The 16,490-nt window shown below is 59.2% G+C and carries 17 protein-coding genes; 8 read left to right on the forward strand and 9 right to left on the reverse strand.

Annotation, left to right across the window (positions count from 1 at the left end):
- Positions 1-157: 157 nt before the first annotated feature.
- From GUC32_RS10910 to GUC32_RS10925, 4 genes are all read right to left on the reverse strand, one after another.
- On the reverse strand, positions 158-1,261 hold the full coding sequence (locus tag GUC32_RS10910; protein WP_025302658.1) for an alkene reductase: 1,104 nt from the start codon (positions 1,259-1,261) through the stop codon (positions 158-160).
- A gap of 87 nt (positions 1,262-1,348) precedes the next feature.
- Positions 1,349-1,954, reverse strand: a complete 606-nt coding sequence (locus tag GUC32_RS10915) for a TetR/AcrR family transcriptional regulator (protein WP_089180521.1) — start codon at positions 1,952-1,954, stop codon at positions 1,349-1,351.
- Between the two features lie 117 nt (positions 1,955-2,071).
- Positions 2,072-3,709 (reverse strand): phosphoethanolamine transferase EptA, encoded by a 1,638-nt coding sequence (gene eptA / locus GUC32_RS10920; protein ID WP_025302660.1) that lies wholly within the window; start codon positions 3,707-3,709, stop codon positions 2,072-2,074.
- A 139-nt stretch (positions 3,710-3,848) separates the two neighbouring features.
- The gene (locus tag GUC32_RS10925; protein WP_043141164.1) at positions 3,849-4,490 is read right to left on the reverse strand and encodes an NAD(P)-dependent oxidoreductase; all 642 of its coding nucleotides are present in this window, start codon (positions 4,488-4,490) and stop codon (positions 3,849-3,851) included.
- A 139-nt stretch (positions 4,491-4,629) separates the two neighbouring features.
- On the opposite strand from GUC32_RS10925, the gene GUC32_RS10930 reads away from it, so the two are divergent.
- From GUC32_RS10930 to GUC32_RS10940, 3 genes are all read left to right on the forward strand, one after another.
- On the forward strand, positions 4,630-5,559 hold the full coding sequence (locus GUC32_RS10930; RefSeq protein WP_025302662.1) for a LysR substrate-binding domain-containing protein: 930 nt from the start codon (positions 4,630-4,632) through the stop codon (positions 5,557-5,559).
- 23 nt (positions 5,560-5,582) lie between these two features.
- Positions 5,583-5,822 carry a DUF1289 domain-containing protein gene (locus tag GUC32_RS10935; RefSeq protein WP_015377731.1) on the forward strand — a complete coding sequence of 80 codons (240 nt, stop codon included), beginning with the start codon at positions 5,583-5,585 and terminating at the stop codon, positions 5,820-5,822.
- Positions 5,823-5,921: 99 nt separating this feature from the next.
- Positions 5,922-6,818 (forward strand): aldo/keto reductase family oxidoreductase, encoded by an 897-nt coding sequence (locus tag GUC32_RS10940; protein WP_025302663.1) that lies wholly within the window; start codon positions 5,922-5,924, stop codon positions 6,816-6,818.
- 61 nt (positions 6,819-6,879) lie between these two features.
- Here the strand turns inward: GUC32_RS10940 and GUC32_RS10945 are convergent, their stop codons facing one another.
- Positions 6,880-8,724 (reverse strand): polyurethanase, encoded by a 1,845-nt coding sequence (locus tag GUC32_RS10945; RefSeq protein WP_043141172.1) that lies wholly within the window; start codon positions 8,722-8,724, stop codon positions 6,880-6,882.
- Between the two features lie 241 nt (positions 8,725-8,965).
- On the opposite strand from GUC32_RS10945, the gene sodC reads away from it, so the two are divergent.
- Positions 8,966-9,487: a superoxide dismutase family protein gene (gene sodC / locus GUC32_RS10950; RefSeq protein WP_025302665.1), complete on the forward strand. Its 522-nt coding sequence runs from the start codon at positions 8,966-8,968 to the stop codon at positions 9,485-9,487.
- Here sodC and GUC32_RS10955 read toward each other — a convergent pair whose 3' ends face one another.
- The 3 genes from GUC32_RS10955 to GUC32_RS10965 are packed head-to-tail and all read right to left on the reverse strand — an operon-like array spanning position 9,488 to position 12,625.
- Entirely contained in the window at positions 9,488-11,518 is a 2,031-nt protein-coding gene (locus GUC32_RS10955) for an FUSC family protein (protein ID WP_025302666.1), read from the reverse strand.
- Positions 11,519-11,521: 3 nt separating this feature from the next.
- Positions 11,522-12,385 carry an efflux RND transporter periplasmic adaptor subunit gene (locus GUC32_RS10960; RefSeq protein ID WP_369435721.1) on the reverse strand — a complete coding sequence of 288 codons (864 nt, stop codon included), beginning with the start codon at positions 12,383-12,385 and terminating at the stop codon, positions 11,522-11,524.
- Positions 12,386-12,388: 3 nt separating this feature from the next.
- Positions 12,389-12,625, reverse strand: a complete 237-nt coding sequence (locus GUC32_RS10965; protein ID WP_004931303.1) for a DUF1656 domain-containing protein — start codon at positions 12,623-12,625, stop codon at positions 12,389-12,391.
- A gap of 180 nt (positions 12,626-12,805) precedes the next feature.
- Here GUC32_RS10965 and slyA point away from each other — a divergent pair, with 180 nt between their 5' ends.
- A complete protein-coding gene (slyA, locus tag GUC32_RS10970; RefSeq protein WP_004931301.1) occupies positions 12,806-13,237 on the forward strand; it encodes a transcriptional regulator SlyA in 432 nt (143 codons plus the stop codon).
- Positions 13,238-13,329: 92 nt separating this feature from the next.
- On the opposite strand, the gene GUC32_RS10975 is transcribed toward slyA, so the two are convergent.
- Positions 13,330-13,794, reverse strand: a complete 465-nt coding sequence (locus tag GUC32_RS10975; RefSeq protein WP_025159710.1) for a glycine zipper 2TM domain-containing protein — start codon at positions 13,792-13,794, stop codon at positions 13,330-13,332.
- Positions 13,795-14,145: 351 nt separating this feature from the next.
- On the opposite strand from GUC32_RS10975, the gene anmK reads away from it, so the two are divergent.
- The 3 genes from anmK (at position 14,146) to pdxH (ending at position 16,357) form a co-directional block, all read left to right on the forward strand.
- On the forward strand, positions 14,146-15,267 hold the full coding sequence (gene anmK / locus GUC32_RS10980; protein ID WP_025302667.1) for an anhydro-N-acetylmuramic acid kinase: 1,122 nt from the start codon (positions 14,146-14,148) through the stop codon (positions 15,265-15,267).
- 45 nt (positions 15,268-15,312) lie between these two features.
- A complete protein-coding gene (locus GUC32_RS10985) occupies positions 15,313-15,615 on the forward strand; it encodes an MliC family protein (protein WP_043141183.1) in 303 nt (100 codons plus the stop codon).
- An 88-nt stretch (positions 15,616-15,703) separates the two neighbouring features.
- On the forward strand, positions 15,704-16,357 hold the full coding sequence (pdxH, locus tag GUC32_RS10990) for a pyridoxamine 5'-phosphate oxidase (protein ID WP_025302668.1): 654 nt from the start codon (positions 15,704-15,706) through the stop codon (positions 16,355-16,357).
- Positions 16,358-16,490 lie beyond the last annotated feature (133 nt).

Here is a 16,490-nt window from a genome sequence, read left to right on the forward strand (position 1 = left end):
TGCACAATCAATTATCAATTCCCCACATAACCGTGTAGAAATTGAACTGCAGCATAAACAACACCAGGGAACCCCGGCCCGCCTTGTGCGGGCCTTTTTGCGCGCGACGCATAAAAAAACGGCCATGCGATTGCGTGGCCGTTGGGGTCAGGACGGGTTACTTCGCCAGAAACGGATAGTCGGTATAGCCTTCGGCACCGCCGCCGTAGAAGGTTTCTGGCTTAGGTTCGTTCAGCGGGGCGTGCTGACGGAAACGCTCGACCAGATCCGGGTTGGCGATATAGCTGCGGCCGAAGGCCACCGCGTCGATGAAGCCTTTTTCGATTAACGCTTCGGCTTTTTCGGCGGTGTAGGCGCCAGCGCCGACGATCACCCCTTTAAAGTGGGCGCGCACCGAGTCGCGGAAGGCGTCGGAATACGGCTTGCCACCGGCCCAGTCCGGTTCGGAGATGTGCAGGTAAGCGATGTTGCGCTTATTCAGCTCTTCCACCAAATACAGCGCCGCTTCTTCCTGATCTTCACCGTTGTCCAGCCCATTGAACGGCCCCAGCGGAGAGATACGAATACCGATGTGCTCGGAACCCCATTCGGCAATGGTGGCATCGACCACTTCCAGCGTCAGGCGGGTGCGGTTCTCAATGCTGCCACCGTATTGATCGGTACGTTGGTTGGAAGCCGGTGACATGAACTGGTGCAGCAGATAGCCGTGGGCCGCATGCAGTTCGATGAAGTCGAAGCCGGCGTCACGCGCGTTGGCGGTCGCCTGGCGGAAATCGTTAACGATGCCCGGGATCTCGCTGGTTTCCAGCGCGCGCGGCGTAGAGGTCGGTACGCGTACCCAGGCGCCGGTTTCATCACGCACGGTGGTGCGGGTGTCGGCGTTGATGGCCGAAGGCGCGACCGGCGCTTGCCCGCCCGGCTGCAGGCTGGCGTGGGAGATGCGGCCTACATGCCACAACTGTACGGCGATGTGGCCGTTTTTGTCGTGTACCGCCTGCGTGATGTGTTTCCACGCGGCGATCTGTTCCGGGGTATGCAGGCCTGGCGCACCGGCGTAGCCTTTCGCCTGGAAGGAGATCTGCGTCGCTTCGGTCACGATCAGGCCGGCGCTGGCGCGCTGCGCATAATATTCCGCCATCAGTGGCGTAGGAATATCGCCCGGTTCGATGCTGCGCAGACGCGTCAGCGGAGCCATAAACACGCGGTTGGGCAGGGTGACGGCGCCAACCTTCAGCGGAGAGAGCAATTTTTCAGTCTTCATAGTGCATCCTGTATTTAATAGACCGGTCGTCTAGTCATGGGCGATAAAAAAACACGAACTGCATTTTCACGAAAAAAGACGGTGGTGTTACGGCTGCGGCGGGCGCAGCAGCAACTCGATGCTTTCCAGCGCGCTGGTTAACGGCGCCAGCGAGTGACGGATCTTGGCGCGCAACGAGGCGCCGAGCCACAGTGAATACAGCGTTTCTGCGGTCGCCGCGGGGCTCATGGCCACCGACAGCGAGCCCTCTGCGATACCGCGCTCGATGGCCTCCTGCAAGTGGCCGATCACGCGAGCGGTGCCCGTTTCCAGCGCATGGCGCATCGGTTCCGACAGATCGCTCACCTCGGCCGAAAGCTTCACCGCCAGGCAGGCGTTATGGCATTCGCTGCGGCAGTGATAGCTGATAGCCTGGGCGTAATAGCCGAGCAGCTGGTGGCGGGCATCGCCGCGTCTGTCGGCAAACAGCGCCTGCATCTGTGCGTCATAATGCGTGAAATAGCGTTGCAGCATCGCTTCGCCGAAGGCTTCCTTCGAGCGAAAATAGTGGTAGAACGAGCCTTTCGGCACGCCCGCGGTAGCCAGCAGTTCGCTCAGCCCCATGCCGGTAAAGCCCAGGCGCAGGCTGAGGGTTTCGCCGGTGGCGAGCAGATGTTCACGTGTATCCACGTTGCAATGCGTTGATTTGGTCATCATGGCGCCGAGCATAATAGACCGATTGGTCTAGGTCAATGGGAATAAAAAAACCGGCGCACAAAACGCCGGTTGTCTGCAAACTATTGTGCCCCAGCGGCACGCGGAAGTTAAGCGCTACGCCGCGTTGCGGCAACGCTGCAGGATATCCAACTGGGATTGATATTCGCGGGTCTGTACGTTCAGCATGCCCAACAGGGTGTGGAACAGGTTGTCCTGCGACACGTCGTCCTTTTCCGCCAGCGTGTTCAGGCACTGGCGATCAATGCCGAAATTGCGCTGATAGTCGGCAGACATCCACATCAGGAAAGGCACGTGCGTTTGCTGACTCGGCGCGAAGACATAAGGCGTGCCGTGCAGATACATGCCGTTTTCCCCCAGCGATTCGCCGTGATCGGATAAATAGACCAGTGCGGTATTGAACCGATCGTCATACTGCCGCAGCAGCTTGATGGTGGCATCGAGCATTGCGTCGGTATACAGGATTGAGTTGTCGTAGGTGTTCACCAGCTGTTCATGGCTGCAATCCTGGATCTGATTGCTGTTGCAGGTTGGCGAAAACGTCTGGAATTCTGGTGTGCTGCGGCGGTAGTAAGCCGGGCCGTGGCTGCCCATCTGGTGCAGCACGATCACGCCGTCGTCATTCAGACTATTGATATAGTCGTTCAGCTTGTACAGCAGCACGTTGTCCATGCAAACCTCACCGTCACAGTCCTGCGGCAGTTTCAGCTTGGTCATGTCCACGTGCGGCACCCGGTCACAGGCACCTTTGCAGCCGCCGTCATTATCGCGCCACAGCACATTGACGCCGGCATGCGCCAGCACGTCGAGCATGCCTTCTTGATGCGTTGCCTGAGTCGCGTCGTACTCCTTGCGGGGCATGTTGGAGAACATGCAGGGGACGGAGATCGCCGTTTCGGTGCCGCAGGAACTGGCGTTCTTGAAGTAGACCACGTCGTCCTGCTTCAGGCGCGGGTTGGTTTCGCGCCCGTAACCTCCGAGGGAGAAGTTTTCGGCGCGGGCGGTTTCGCCCACCACCAGGATCACCAGCGTTTTCTTGGTCTGCTTGGCGATCAGCGGCCCTTTACGCGCGTCTTCACCGATCTTGACCAGCGGCAGATTGCGGGTGAAGTAACGCTGTTCGGTAAACTTGATGGTGCCGGCCACGAAGTTGGAAGGCGTCAACATCTTCACCACGCTTTTATTGTTGCGGATCAGCGAAGCGTAGTCTTTGTAGAACAGCGCGGCGACGATCAGGATCACCACCAACGACAGCATGACGTTAGCGGCGCGCAGCCCGACCATGTACCACCAGGGGCGAGTCTGGCGAATTTGGGTGAAGCAGACCGCTACCGCCGGCAGAATGCCGAGCAGCGCCAGCCACAATCCCATGCGCGGCGTCAGCAGCGCGGTCGCCTCCTGCGGGTTGGTTTCGAAGGCGTTTTGCATCATGTTGCCGTCGATCACCACACCATAGCTGAACATGAAATAGTTGGCTGCGGCGCTGCCGAGCAAGAAAAAGATGATCAACGGCTTACGCAGGTAGGGCACGGTCAACACGCTGAAGATAATATTCAGCGCACAGAAGATCACCACCGGCATGCTCGCCGCGAAAATCACGCTGTGGACGCTATCGAAGGTGATATACGACCAGGCGCGATGCAGGAATAACGCGTTTTGAAATAGAGTGAAGAACAGGGCGGTGGCGAGGGTAAAACCGAGGCTGTTGCACTGTAAGCGTTGACGTAACCACATTGCCAATGTCGGGATCCTGAAAGTAGATAATGTCGTGAAATCTACCGGATGAAACTTAAGAAAACCTTAGAAATTCAGAATACTGGCGACGGAGAATACGTGAAAACCGCCAGGCCTTATGGCCTGGCGGTGGGGCAGTTTAGTAGGCGGCGGTGAATTGCGCGCGAATAAACTGAGGTTTTTCAATCTCATCAACGATAGCGACCGCCAGATCTTCCACCGAAATGCTGGCCGGCGCGTCGCCGTTCATCAGCAGTTGCGTGGTGCCGAGGCGGAACTGGCCGGTGCGTTTGCCCGGCTCCAGCAGGGCGGCCGGCGAGAGATAGGTCCAGTCGAGTGCTGATTCGTTGCGCAGTTTATTGCGCAGATCGCGCACCGCCTGCGCGCCGGGGCGGATATTTTCCGGGAACTGCGGCGTATCCACCAGTTCAACGCCCGGCGCCACTTCCAGGCTGCCTGCGCCGCCCACCACCAACAGGCGCTTGACGCCTGCCTGCCCGACAGCGGTAAGGATCTGCTGGGCCCCGCTCGTAGTCTTCTCATACAGGTTGTCTTCGCCCCAGCCGGGATTGTAGGCGCTGATCACCGCATCCTGACCGTGCAACTGCCCCGCCAGCCAGGCGGTGTCGGCGACGTCGCCCAGTGCGATGGTCAGATTGGCGTGCTCCGGCAAATCTTTTTTCTGGCGGGCGATTGCCGTTACCTGAATACCGCGAGCCAGCGCTTCATCTACCACGCGGCGGCCAACAAAACCGGTTGCTCCAATAATGGCTACTTTCATCTGTATGCTCCTTCGGGGATAGGTTCAGTATCGTAAGGCAGGCCGATGTGCCTGCTGCGTGGTGTCTACTCTAGTCCTTAACAATAGCCGTGATTAGTGCCATATTCATGCTTTCTTGATTAAGTAAAACTTCATAATCGTGGATAAACTCAATCGAATGGCGGTATTCGCCACCGTGGTGGCGGAGGGATCTCTGGCCGGCGCGGCGCGGCGTCTGGGCATGACGCCTTCGGCGGTCAGTCAGCATATGCGCTCGCTGGAGAAGGCGCTCGGGGTGCCATTGCTGCATCGTTCCACCCGCCGTCTGGCGCTGACCGAGGCGGGAGCCGCGTTCTATCCCGGCTGCGAGGCGATGCTGCAACAGGCGAAGCAGGCGGAGCAGCGGCTGGCGGAGCTGCGGGATACGCTGGTGGGCGAGCTGCGCATCGCCACCCCGGTCGGCATCGGCGGCCGTTCGTTGGCGGAGGCATTGTCGCCGCTGCTGCAGGCGCACCCCAAGCTGACGCTGCGGGTGCTGGCGGACGATCGCATCGTCGACATGATAGAACAGCGGGTCGACATCGCGCTGCGGGCCAACCGTCAACTGGCGGACGCCAATATGATCGCGCATCCGCTGACGGCGTGGCCGATGGTGCTGTGCGCCGCGCCGCGTTATCTCAGCCAGCATGGGGTGCCGGAAAAACCGCAGGATTTGGTGCAGCACCGCTGGATCTCCAGCGGCTACAGCGGGGCCCATCTGGACTTGCTGCATCAGTCCGGCCAGCAGGTTAAGCTGCGGCTGGCGGAAGGGCAGATCGTCAGTGAGAGCATGAACGTAATGCGCGCCTTTACCCGTGCCGGGCTGGGCATTTCCGTTCAGCCGCTGTATGAAATTGGCGATGAGCTGCAGCGCGGCGAGCTGTTGCTGCTGTTGCCGGAGTGGCGGCCGGCGCCGCTGCGGCTGAACGCGCTGACGCTCGAACGCACTATGCCGGAGAAAAGCCGCCAGGCGCTGCGCTATTTGCGCGACTATTTTCGCCGCAATGGCGAAAAGGGACTTGCCAGCGGCGGCGATGGCGTCTTCAATTAGCAAGAGAACGCAGGAGGAGCCCCGTGGCGCAGCAGCTTGAGTTTTTCGACATTCCCAGCCCGTGTCGCGGCATTTGCCAGGCTGACGATCGCGGATTCTGCCGTGGCTGCCTACGCAGCCGCGAGGAGCGTTTCGGCTGGATGAACATGAGCGACGCGCAAAAGCGCGAGGTGCTGCGCCTGTGCCGTCAACGCTTCCTGCGGCTGCAGCGTGCCAATAAAGCGCCCGACGAGCCGCTGCCGGAGCAGCCGTCGCTGTTTTAACCTTTCCTGATCTGCCGCACGTTCGTGTGGCTTACCGCTTCCCTGTGCCTCACCGGCTTGTGTATGCTGACTGACAACTAATGTCATGAGGTTTTCGCAATGGTAGAACGTATTCGTCTCGCGCCGCAGGGGCCTGAATTTTCCCGTATGATTTGCGGTTACTGGCGGTTGATGGAGTGGGGCATGTCGCCGCAGCAGCTGCTGACGTTCATCGAACAGCATGTCGAACTGGGCGTCACCACCGCCGATCACGCCGATATCTACGGTGGCTATGCCTGCGAACAGGCGTTCGGCGATGCGCTGCGCCTGAAGCCGGCGCTGCGCCAGTCGCTGGAATTGGTGACCAAGTGCGGCATCGCCACCACCGCCAAGCCCGGCAACCCGATCGGCCACTACATCACCGACCGCGATCATATCGTACAGAGCGCGGAACAGTCGCTGCGTCATCTGCATACCGACTACCTGGACCTGTTGCTGATCCACCGCCCGGATCCGTTGATGGACGCTGACGACGTGGCCGAAGCCTTTGTCGCGCTGCACAAAAGCGGCAAGGTGCGCCATTTTGGCGTCTCCAACTTTACGCCTGCGCAGTTCCAACTGCTGCAGTCGCGCCTGCCGTTCTCGCTGGTCACCAATCAGGTGGAGATCTCGCCGATTCACCAACCGGCGATCCTGGACGGCACGCTCGACCAGTGCCAGCAGCTGCGCATCAAGCCGATGGCCTGGTCCTGCCTGGGCGGCGGCCGCTTGTTCAACGATGCTGAGTTCCAGCCGCTGCGCGACGAGCTGCAGCGGGTGGCGCAAGAGATCGGCGCCGAGACCATCGAGCAGGTGGTGTACGCCTGGGTGATGCGCCTGCCGTCTTCGCCGCTGCCAATTATCGGCTCCGGCAAGATTGAGCGGGTGCGCTCGGCGCTGAAGGCGCAGAAACTGGTGTTGAACCGCCAGCAGTGGTTCCGCATTCGCAAGGCGGCGCTGGGGTATGACGTGCCCTAAGGCGGAGCAGAAAGAGGAAAGCCGGGCGGCGAAAGCGCCCGGCTTTTTTTTATGCCGATCCTTAGGCCAACACTACCTGATCGGTATTGAAGTGATCGAGCGAGACGCCGATCAGCGTGACCTGGCTGTGCCCGAAGGCCAGCACCAGATCGTCGTTTTGCTGCGTGGCGTAGTCGCGAATATTCCCGCTGGCGCCTTCGGTACCGATAAACACCAGTTTATCGGTGGCGTTGAAGCCATACAGCTGGTCGCGGCCAAAATCCCCGCTGAACAGGAAGGTATTGCCGTTGCCGACGCCCTTCAGGATGTCATCGCCGCTGCCGCCGACGAAGGTCAGGTTGCCGCCGGCGTGGCCGATCAGCGTGTCGTTGCCGGCGTTGCCGAACAGCCAGGCGTCGTGGCCGCGAGCCTGCAGGAGATCATCGCCGTCGCCGCCGGTGGTAGTGGCGGCATAGGCTTTGAGGCCCGCATCCGATTTCAATCCGGTTGCTGTCACCTGGTGATCCACCTCTTTGCTGAAAATCAGCCAGGAGGTTTCTTTGCTGCGCAGGGTGCTGATGTCGTCCGCCAGCGTAATGCCGCCCTTGGCATCGCGCAGGTAAAGCGTGTTGCCGTCGTAGGCGACCTCGGTGTTTTTCAACGCCTGCTGGGTATCGAAGATATTGTGGCCTTTGCCGCCGGCGATCAGGTTATAGCCGCCGGCGTCGCGAAAGATATCGTCACCGTCGCGGCCCTCGAGATAGTCGTTGCCTTTGCCGCCCCTGATCAAATCATTGCCGTCGCTGCCGATGATAAACGTCGGTCCGCTGTGCGTTTCCGCGTTGCGGTTCAGGTCTTCCACCCAGGTATTGCCGCGCGTCACGTTCGACAGGTTGGAGACGATGATGGTCGAGTCCTTGTCGGTCAGTGAATAAAACTCGGAGTTCAGCACCCGCATCAGGCCGTCCTGATAAAAGAACGGCAGGTGCGACAGCCAGGTCGGAATGTTGAGAATGGAAAACGGCAGCAGGTTCCAGGCGTCCGACGCGTAGTGGTCGTTGAAGTTGACGATATTGTTGGTGGCGGAGGCGTGCGGCGCATCGTGTACGCCCAGTGACGGCAGGGTCAGTGAGGTGCCGTCGAGCGCGCGGAACACCGGGTCGTTCTCGTAGCCGATGTTGATCACCTTACCGCCGGCTTCGTACTGGGTCGGCGAGGCGAAGGCGACATAGTTGGACTGCGCGTAGAAGCCGCCCCAGTTGGCGTCGCTCTGCGCCGCCATGCTATTGACCGCCAGCCCGCCGAGGCTGTGGCCGCTGACCACCACGTCCTCACCGCTCAGCCCGTGGGCCTTAGCGAATTTCGCCACGTCGCCCAGCAAATTGCCGAAGGCCTTCAGCGTATAGCCGTCGGCATAGCCTTTCGGCCCGAACCCGGCCAGCAGATCGTTAATCACATCGCCGATGGTATCGCCGATCAACGACTCGCGCGGGCCGCTGGTGCCGCGAAATGAGATGCCAATGGCGGTGAGATTGCCTTCGCTGTCATATTTGCCCAGTACTTCGGCCTGCGCGGTGGTGTAACCGGCTGTCTCGCCGTAGTAGGTGCCGCGCGCATCGGTTTTGCCGGCGTAACCGAGCTGCGCGGCGCTGATCACCGACCAGCCGGCATTGTTTACCGCCTCCTGCGCGGCCTGTTCGGAGTCGGGATTCCAAGGGAGGCCAGGCAGGCCACCCTGCGACTGGGTACTGCCGATCAGCGCAGTGACCAGCGTCAGCGGCAGACCGAGGCCGAAACCGGTCTGGTGATAGCCTTCATCGAAGCCGTTATCGATATTATGGTAAGCGTAGGTAGAGATGGCCAAGGCGTCGGAAAACAGCGCCTTCGACGCATTTTCGTCCAGATCCTTATAGCTAAAGATGCCCATATCAGTTCCTTATGAAGTATGCCGCCTGGCCGGGGAGTGAACTCTCATGCGTCGGCGGTGGAAACAGGGAAACAACGTTAGCCGAACGACAGCTGGTCAGAGGACCAACATCGGTAGAATTATTATTAGTGCTAAATATTAGGCCTGCGAATCAAATTAGCGAGATTGTGCGTTGGTTAACAGTGCCGGCGCAGGCTCTCCTATACTGATAGCTCGATGTAGTCATTAAGGAGACTGATTGATGAAACGTTATTGGTATGCGGCGCTCGGCTTGATGGCGTGTGGCGCGGCTCAGGCGGCGACAGCTGACGTTGAGATGCATCTGGTGACCGGGCAGGGTATCGGTCAGGATATCGGCAAGGTAGTCATCAGCGAAACGCCGTATGGCTTACTGTTCACGCCGAGCCTGAAAGCGTTGCCGGCCGGAGTACACGGTTTCCACGTGCATGAAAAAGGCAGCTGCGAGCCGGGCATGAAGGAAGGTAAAGCGGTGGCGGCGCTGGCGGCCGGCGGACATTTCGACCCGCAAAAGACCGGGAAACACCTCGGGCCGTACGCCGACGGGCACCTGGGCGATCTGCCGGCCATCTATGTGACCGCCGACGGCATGGCAAACTACCCGGTGCTGGCACCGCGGCTGAAAAAAATCAGCGAAATAGAGGGCAAGGCGCTGATGGTGCACGCCGGCGGCGATAACCATTCGGATCATCCACAGCCGCTCGGCGGCGGCGGCGAACGCTTCGCCTGCGGCGTGGTCAAGTGATCATCCGCCGCTAACGGCCGGTGCGGCGGCGGGCTGCCCCATCGCCTGTTGCAATTGCTGCAGTGAGCAGTAGAGCCGCCAGATCAGGCCGGCCAGATCGCGCGCCGCCTGTTCCGGGTGGTGCGCCAACGCGTTGCTCATGCGCAGCAGCTCCTGCAGCGTGGCGTCCAGCGAACTGTGCTGCACGCCTTTCTCCGTCATAATGCCGCGCAGGCAGTGGATACAGACGTTGCGCACCGCCGACAGCGGATCGGAACGGGTCTGCCAGTCGCGCAGCTGCCAGACGATATGGCTGCAGTTGAGCAGCACCACGCCCCAGCGCAGCAGCCAGGTGCGGGCCTCCTGATCCTGACTCTGATTGAGTTGGCTGATGCGATGGTAGATCAGCGATTCGAACTGGCTTTCGCTCTGCTGCGGCTTTTTGCTCAACTGATCGATAAAATCGCGCCGCAGCGCGCGGATAATACGGCGGCTCTTTCGCTTGTCCGAACTGGGGCGTAGGATCTGAAACGCCAACCCGGCCAGCAATACACCGACGATTTTACCGATGTTGTCATTGATAAAGGACTGGTAGTCATAGCTCGGCGGGTTGCTGACGGTCAGAAACGAGCCCATGAAGACGATCAGCTGCCCCCAGAGCGCGGCATAAGGCGGATTCTGCAGCTTGAGCATTTGCATGGTCACCAGAATAGGGAACAGGAAGGCGCAGAACACCCAGAAGTCGTCAATCTGGATCATCAAACCGAATTTCACCACGAAGCAGGCGACCGAGAGCAGCAGCACCGCCTTGAGCAAGGTGCTGACGCTGTTGATCGGCGAAGGCGTGGAGGAGTAGAGCACGCAGCTGATGGCGGTGAGCGTTAGCGCCGCGCTGCCGGCGTCCCACTGCGTGTTGATCCAGTAGGCGCAGCCGATCACGATGCATAAAAAGGTGCGCAGGCCGTTATAGGCGGCTTCGTAGCTGTCGGTGTGGCGCGCCAGTGAGGTGACGTGCGGCGGCTGGAGATCGCTGACCGCCGTGGCGCTTTCCAACCGCAGCAGCCAGCGGTTGCAGCGCAGGTAAAGCCAACAGAAATCGCGCAACCGCAGCCAGAAGGCGCGATGGCGGTAGTCCGTCGCATCTTGCGGGGCGATCTGCTGGAGCAGACGCGCCAAGCGATATTTATCGGTGGCGGGATCGCGCAGCTCGTCCAGCAGCTGTGTCAGCACCGGCATCAGATTAGCAGGGCGATCCGGCCAGTTCAGCAGCATGCGGCGCAGGCTGGAAATGACGCTGGTAATGCGCAGCTGCTGGTGCAGCAGATAGTTGAGCAGGTTATTTTGCCGCCGCAGCCGGTAGTGGCTCCAGAATGCCTGAATGCGCAGCAGGTTCATGGTCAGGATCTGGCCGATGACCCCCTCGTGCGAGGTGCGCATCTGCGCGGTGACCTCCGGCTGCCACAGCATGGCGGCGTGCTCCAGCAGGCGTAGCTGCATGCGCCGCAGCGAGGTCAGCAAGGCTTCGCCGTCGGAGGTGCTGGGCAGGATCATCATCATCAACCCGCCGCACAGAATACCGGTGATCACTTCGCAAACCCGCGCCTGAGCGATATCGAATATCTGCTGGGTATCGGTGACGTTGACCGTACCGAAGGCGATGATGGCGGCGGTATAGCCCGCCAGCGCGAAGGCGTAAGAGACGTTGTTTTGGTAATGATTCGAGACGTAGGTGCACAGCCCGATCCAGGCGGCGATGAACAGCGTAAACAGCCAGGGATCGTTCAGGCAGTGGCCGGCGATCGCTACCGAGGCGGCGGCGCCCACCAGGCTGCCGAAGATGCGGCCGATGCTTTTGCTGATCACGCCGCCGATGGTGGGGAAACTCACCACCGCGGCGGAGGTGAGCGCCCAATAGGGTTCGTCGAGCTCGAGCACGAACGCCACCCACAACGCCAGACACATCGCCAGCGAGTTGCGCAGCGCATAGCGCCATTGGCCGCCGGTCGCCTTACCCCAGGGGGTACGGCTCCACTCCAGAAAAGGCAGGTTCACACTTTAGTTCCGCTGATGAATCGAAATGGTGCAGGTGGTACCGGCGACCAGCGTCAAATCGGCGGGCACGTTGAGCAATTTTATCCGCACCGGCACACGCTGGGCCAAACGTACCCAAGGAACATTGGGCTTAACGTCCATTAATAGATCGTTGCTGCTGTCGACGCTCTGATCGTAAATGGCGCGTCCGATGCTCTCTACTTCCCCCTGCAGCGGCGTGTTGCCGTTATATAAAACGATGTCCGCTTTATTGCCTTCTTTTATATGCTTCAGCTTGGTTTCTTCGAAATATCCGAGCACATAAAACGAATGCACATCCACCAACGCCACCAGGGGCGTGCCGGCGTTGGCGTAGTTTCCGACGCGTGCCTGCAGGTTGGTGATATAACCGTCGGTTGGCGCATAAATTTTGGTTTTGCTCAAATTCCATTTGGCCTGTTCCAGGTTGGCCAGGGCCGCTTTATAGGCGGCCTTCATTGCCTGAGCGGCTAAATTGGACTCGTCCAAGTCTTCAGAGGAAATAACGTTACGCGGTAAACCGCGGCGGCGGGCAGCCTCATGGTCCGCTTTGGCCAGATCGGATTGCGCTTTTGCCACCGCGGCCTCGGCATTGTCCAGCGCAATCTGGTAGGGCACCGGGTCGAGGGTAAAAATCAGACTTCCCGCAGGTACGAACTGATTGTCATTCGCGCTTATTTTCTCTAATCTTCCAGAGACTTCAGGGGTGATATTGACGAGTTCTGCGCGCACTTTTCCGTCACGGGTCCATGGGGATTGCATATAATAATTCCAGAGCCACCAACCGGCGCAGACGGCAATGGCGCAGACGATCACCGTAGAGAAGTATTTTAATGTTTTATGCTGCATGGGTTACCAACTCGCTAAAATCCATAAGGAACCGCTGACGGTCAGAACGAAAATGGACAGGTCCATCAACATGGGATGCCAGATTTCACCGGAATACATCCAGTCTCTCAGCAGCTGATGAATCAGCAGCCATAAGACCAGTCCTAGTAAAAAAGCTTTAAATATAGGTGGAAAATAAAGCGATGCCCCCAGGACCAAATCGGGTAAGGGGGATGAGGTGTGTAACCATGATGTATTCACATTAACAATCCCTAAGGGTGAATATGTTGAATATTTGCATAACGATTAAACAATAGCGGCTAAAAATAGTGGTTATTTCCACAATATACATTATATACATTTGTGTTTTTAATGTGAGTTACCCAAAATAGTCTAAGCTCTGGGAGGTAATGTTAGCATGCTAATTATAAGGAGGGGTAAGTGGAGTCAACATTAGGTTCAGATTTAGCACGATTGGTTCGTGTTTGGCGAGCGCTCATCGATCACCGGCTCAAGCCGTTGGAGCTGACCCAAACGCATTGGGTTACGTTGCACAATATCAATCGCTTGCCGCCGGAGCAGTCGCAAATCCAGCTGGCCAAGGCGATCGGTATCGAGCAACCGTCACTGGTTCGCACGCTGGACCAACTGGAGGAGAAAGGGCTGATCACGCGTCACACCTGTGCCAACGATCGCCGTGCGAAGCGCATCAAGTTGACCGAAGCGGCCGATCCGATCATCAGAGAAGTCGATAGTGTGATCACGTCTACGCGCAGTGAGATTTTAAGCGGCATTACCGCCGACGAAGTGCATCTGTTGGTAGGGCTGATTGGCAAGTTAGAACAAAATATCACCGAACTGCAGAACAAATAATAATATTCTTATTTTCTACGATTACAGTTTCACAGCATCAGAAATAAAACCGGAGGCGATTGCCTCCGGTTTGCCGTGTGCCGCCGGCTGACTTACAGCGGAGAGACGGTGATGGTGTCGCCCATGCGCGCCATGCGCACGCGCTGGCCCGGGCTGAACTTGGTGTCGCCCGCTTTCTGCACCACGACGATGTTCTCTTTCTGGTCGGTTTTGATTTCCAGCTCGTAGCCTGAGGTACGACCGGCCACTTCACCGATGCTGTTGCCCGCTGCGCCGCCGGCGATAGCGCCCGCCGCGGTAGCCAGCGTACGACCGGTGCCGCCGCCAACGGTGTTACCCAACAGCCCGCCAATCACTGCGCCGCCGATCATCCCCAAGGCGTTGGAACCTTCCCCGCCCTGAATTTTCACCGGACGCACGGAAACCAGCGTCCCGTAGGTGACGTTCTGCACCTGTTTGGCCTGCGAGGACGAGTAGACATCGCCGGACATGGATTCATTGGCACACCCAGCCAACGTAACGGCGGCGACGGCAACGACGAGAAGACGCTTGATCATATAAAACTCCTGATGGTAGTAGTCCATAACCTGGCAATGCTCACCAGGCAAGATTCAGTGAAAATGATAGACAAAGTATGGCTGAAAGTTGATACAGCGCCATGCCTCATCGCTGCACGCAGCTTAACTTTTCTCTGTTCAACCAATAATAAACCGCGGTTTACCTTTATGACAGCCTCACCGACATTCCGTTGCCGGTTAACGCACGGTTTAACACATGAAATGTGCCACCGCGACGCACCTGGCTCACGGCGTGTAAAAAAAGCATCATAATTCATGGCGTTAATCCGGCAATTCTGGTTTATTTGTCAGGATAAAATTTGCTTACCGCGCGGGTTAGAGGATGTTGCTATGAAGTCAGGCCGCTATATAGGCGTCATGTCCGGCACCAGTCTGGACGGAATCGATGTGGTATTGGCCGCGATCGACGATCGCATGGTGGCGCAGCAGGCCAGCTATAGCCATCCGATGCCGATCGCGCTGAAAAAAGAGATCCTGGGGATGTGCCAGGGGCAGCAGACCACGCTGGCCGCCGTCGGCCGATTGGACGCACAGCTGGGCACGCTGTTTGGCGAGGCGGTGCTTGGCCTGCTGAAGCAAACCGGCATCGACGCCGAGCAGATCACCGCCATCGGTTGCCACGGCCAGACGGTGTGGCACGAACCGGAAGGCGACGCGCGTTTCTCGATGCAGCTCGGCGACAACAACCGCATCGCCGCGCTGACCAATATCACCACCGTCGGCGATTTCCGCCGGCGCGATATGGCCTACGGCGGGCAGGGCGCGCCGCTGGTGCCTGCGTTTCATCAGGCGCTGCTGGGGCATCCCGTCGAGCGGCGTATGGTGCTGAACGTCGGCGGCATTGCCAACCTTTCTCTGCTGTTGCCCGGTGCGCCGGTGCGCGGTTTCGATACCGGGCCGGGCAATATGCTGATGGATGCCTGGGTCTGGCGTCACCGCGCGCAACCTTACGATCAGGACGGCGGCTGGGCGATGCAGGGGCGAGTCTGCTTGCCGCTGTTGCAGCAAATGCTGGCGGATCCTTACTTTGCGCTACCGGCGCCGAAAAGCACCGGCCGCGAGTATTTCAATATCGCCTGGCTGGAGCGGCAGCTGGCCGGATTGCCGGCGATCGCGCCGGTCGACGTGCAGGCCACGCTGACAGAGCTGACCGCCGTCAGCATCAGCGAACAGGTACAACTGGCCGGCGGGTGCGAGCGCCTGCTGGTCTGCGGTGGCGGAGCGCGCAACACGCTGCTGATGGCGCGCCTGTCGGCGCTGTTGCCGGGCACGGAGGTCGGGCTGACCGACGATTGCGGCGTCAGCGGAGACGACATGGAGGCGCTGGCCTTTGCCTGGCTGGCGTTTCGCACGCTGTCCGGCCAGGCCGGCAACCTGCCTTCGGTCACCGGCGCCAGCCGTGAAACGGTGCTGGGTGGGATTTATCCGGTTTTGCCGTTGAGGGGCCGTTAGCTCTGTTAGGATAACCTGTGAAGGATTTCTCTAAGGAGCAACAGCATGAAAAAAGTCATTTTCGTCGCCGGCGCGCTGGCGTTGTCCGGCTGCAGCTACATCCTGCCGCAGAGCAGCCAGACGATGCACTACCAGTGCGGCACTACGCCGCTGACGGTGGGGCTCGACGGCAAGGCGAGCGAAGTCAGCCTGCTGATGGACGGCGAGCAACTGCATCTTAAGCAGGTGCTGGCGCTGACCGGTGCCAAATACAGCGACGGTAAATACACTTTTTGGTCGAAAGATCGTAACGCCTATCTTGAGCGCAACGGCAAGGTAGTCATGAGCGACTGCGTGTTGACGGAGTGACGGTCACGGCGGCGTCGGAGCGATTGAGTTCCTGACGCCGCAGGCGCAGAATGTAACGACGGATTTTTTCAGTTGGTCGATAAACCAGATGATTGAAAAGAATGAGTTTGATGTTGCGGACCTGCGCCGTGAATATACCCGAGGCGGCCTGCGCCGCAACGATCTGACCGCCAACCCGCTCGAACTGTTCGAGCGCTGGTTGAAACAGGCCTGCGACGCGCGCCTGGCCGATCCTACCGCCATGTGCGTCGCCACCGTCGACGAACACGGCCAGCCGTATCAGCGCATCGTGCTGCTCAAGCATTTCGATGAGCAGGGGCTGGTGTTCTACACCAACCTCGGCAGCCGCAAGGCACAGCAGCTGGCGCAAAACCCGCATATCAGCCTGCTGTTCCCCTGGCACATGCTCGACCGTCAGGTGATTTTCCTGGGGCAGGTGGAGCGCCTGTCGACCCTCGACGTGCTGAAGTACTTCAACAGCCGGCCGAAGGACAGCCAGATCGGCGCCTGGGTGTCGCAGCAGTCGTCGCGCATTTCCGCGCGCGGCGTGCTGGAAAGCAAATTCCTCGAGTTGAAGCAAAAGTTCCAGCAGGGCGAAGTGCCGTTGCCGAGTTTCTGGGGCGGATTCCGCGTGAAATTTGACTCCGTCGAGTTCTGGCAAGGCGGCGCCCATCGCCTGCATGACCGTTTCCTGTATCAGCGGGACGGGAATGACTGGAAAATTGACCGACTGGCACCTTGAAGACGTAAAATCCCCTCTAAGCGCTGGTGCTGACGCCGCCGGCGCTTTATTCTATGCGCTACCCTGAATTTTTATTTCGCCACTGGGCGAAAGGCCGTGTACCGGCAAAGGTGCATTCGTTTATACATGGAGT

Origin of the sequence: Serratia sp. NGAS9 (genome assembly GCF_009905295.1) — a bacterium.
Taxonomy (GTDB): Bacteria; Pseudomonadota; Gammaproteobacteria; order Enterobacterales; family Enterobacteriaceae; genus Serratia; species Serratia bockelmannii.